The 1607-nt window shown below is 75.5% G+C and carries 1 protein-coding gene; it reads right to left on the reverse strand.

The features are described 5' to 3' along the window. Positions 1-1436, reverse strand: a 1436-nt coding sequence (murJ, locus tag AB0J52_RS39725) for a murein biosynthesis integral membrane protein MurJ (RefSeq protein ID WP_500188300.1), incomplete at its 3' end; no start/stop codon positions are given. Positions 1437-1607: the final 171 nt, after the last annotated feature.

Here is a 1607-nt window from a genome sequence, read left to right on the forward strand (position 1 = left end):
GCCCGGGCGACGACGGCGGCGACGAGCCCGGCCGCGGTCGCGGCGGCCAGGGTGCGCAGGTGGGTGTCGAGCAGGCGGTGGCCGTCCACCCGGCCCAGCCGGCGGCGCAGCAGCACGGCCGTGACGAACAGCCCGGCGGTGTAGGCGACGGCGGTGCAGGCGGCCAGCGCGACCAGCAGCCGCGCCCCGCCGGTGAACTCTGCCGCGACCAGCGCGGCGGCGACCGTGACGGCCGAGACTCCGACGCTGATCAGGGCGGGCGTGCGGGTGTCGCCGAGCGCGTAGAAGGCCCGCAGCATGATCTGGTAGCCGGCGAACGGGACGAGCGCCGGGCCGTAGGCGGCGAGCGTCTGCCCGGTCAGCCGGGCGGCCTCCGGCGAGGTGTGGCCGTGCGCGAACATCAGCGTCGTCAGGGCCGGGCCGAGCACGACCAGCGCGGCCGCGACCGGCGCGAGGGCGACGCCGGTGAGCCGCAGCCCGTGCGACAGGTCGGTGGTGACGCCCTCCAGGTCGAGGCGTCCGGCGGCCCGGCTCATCCGCGGCAGGACGCCGGTGATGACGGTGACGGCGATGACCCCGTACGGGAGCTGGAAGATCGTGGAGGCGTTGCTGTAGATCGCGAGCATGCCCTCCCCGGCGTGCGAGGCGAGCCGCGTGGACACCAGGAAGACGGCCTGCGCGGCGGCGACGGACGCGATCGTCCAGCCCGCCATCGCCGCGATGCGCCGCACCCCGATGCCGCGCGGGTCGGCGTGCAGCCGCGGCCGGAACCCGGCGCGGCGTCCGGCCACCGCGAGGACGGCCATCTGCGCGGCCACCCCGGCGCTGGTGCCGATCGACAGCAGCAGCGTCTGCGCGGTGGTGAGCGACTCGACGCTTCCGGCGCCGCCGACCAGGACGAACGCCAGCCCGGTGGCGGTCACGACGAGGTTGTTGGCGACCGGCGCCCACATCGGGGCGGTGAGGCGTCCGCGCGCGTTCAGGACGGCCGCCAGGGTGGCGCTGACGCCGTAGAACAGGATCTGCGGCATGAAGAACCGGGTGAACAGCACGGCCAGGTGGCGCTGGGGCGGCGCGAATCCGGAGACGGTGGCGTCCACGATCAGCGGCGCGGCGACCACGGTGACGATCACGACCGCGCCCAGCCCGTAGACCACCAGCGAGAGCAGCCGCTGGGCGAACAGGTCGGCCTCCTCCTCGCGGCCGGGCCGGGACGCCTGCCGCACCAGCAGCGGGACGACGACGCTGGCGACCGCGCCGCCCATCACCAGCTCGTAGATCGTGTTGGGGGTGACGTTGGCGGCGGTGTAGGCGTCCAGCAGCCGGGTGCCGAGGCCGAGCGCGGCCACCAGCACCAGCGTCCGGACGAACCCGGTGATCCGCGACACGGCGGTCGCGACCGCCATGGCGCGCCCGGTGCGCAGCAGTTCGCTCATCGTGGCCGCCCCCCTTCCGTCCGTGCCAGGTTAGGCGACCGGGGGAGACGCGGGGCGGCGGCCCGGACCGCTCCGGGCCGGACCGCCGCACCGCAGGGGTCAGACGGACTTCTGGTAGGAGCGGAAGGTGGCGACGGAGATGCCGACGCACACCACCGCCAGGGCGAGCAG

This window comes from Spirillospora sp. NPDC049652, from assembly GCF_040675125.1.
Taxonomy (GTDB): Bacteria; Actinomycetota; Actinomycetes; order Streptosporangiales; family Streptosporangiaceae; genus Spirillospora.